1 protein-coding gene is annotated in these 910 nt (G+C 49.6%); it reads right to left on the reverse strand.

The window, feature by feature from the left end; translation table 11 throughout:
* Window positions 1–910 (reverse strand): acyl-CoA dehydrogenase family protein (locus A3729_RS26735; protein WP_197476137.1); only part of this gene is annotated, 910 nt, incomplete at both ends.

The following is a 910-nucleotide window of genomic DNA, read 5'->3' on the forward strand; positions in this document are numbered from 1 at the left end:
GCTCAACAGGCCAATCCTGTGTGAAGCCAGAGCCACCCATAGATTGGAGGCCCGCATCGACGCAAGCATATCCTTCATCGGTCAGAAATGATTTGACGATGGGCGTGAGTAATTGAAACAAATCATCGGAGCGTTCCCGCACATTTGAATCGGCGTGGTGGTGACTTAGGTCAAAGTGAAGGCCGGCCAAGCTGGCCATTGCTCTAGACCCTTCTATCAAAACCTTTTGCTTTAAAAGCATGCGGCGCACGTCAGGGTGAACAATAATCGGGTCTGCCTTGCCTGACTTGTTTTGAGGCCCAGACAGGGAGCGACTTTGTAAGCGCTCCTTGGCGAACCCCAATGATACTTGGTAAGCCGTTTCTGCCAGCCCCAAACCTTGGATACCTACCATGATACGGGCAGCATTCATCATGGTGAACATGCACTTAAGACCTTGGTTTGCTTCTCCCACTAGCCAGCCTTTGGCATTTTCAAAGTTCATTACGCAAGTCGCTGATGCTTTGATTCCCATTTTGTGCTCAAGGCCTCCACAAAATGCTGGATTGCGCGACCCGTCTTCAAGCACTTTTGGGACGACAAATAATGAGATACCTTTGCTGCCTTCTGGGCTGCCAGGTATTTTAGCCAGCACTAAATGGATGATATTGTCGACAAGATCATGCTCTCCGCCGGTAATCCAGATTTTTGTTCCACTGATAGCGTAGCTGCCATCAGGGTTCTCTTCAGCTTTTGTGGTGATTAGGCCCAAGTCGGTTCCGCACTGAGGCTCGGTCAAGCACATGGTGCCAGTCCAAATGCCTTGTATAAGCTTTGGTAGGTAGGTTTGCTTTTGTGCTTCTGTACCGTGCTGCTGGAGTAAGTCTATCGCACCATGAGATAAACCTGGGTACATGCCAAACGATAGGTT

This window comes from Oleiphilus sp. HI0043, from assembly GCF_001634935.1.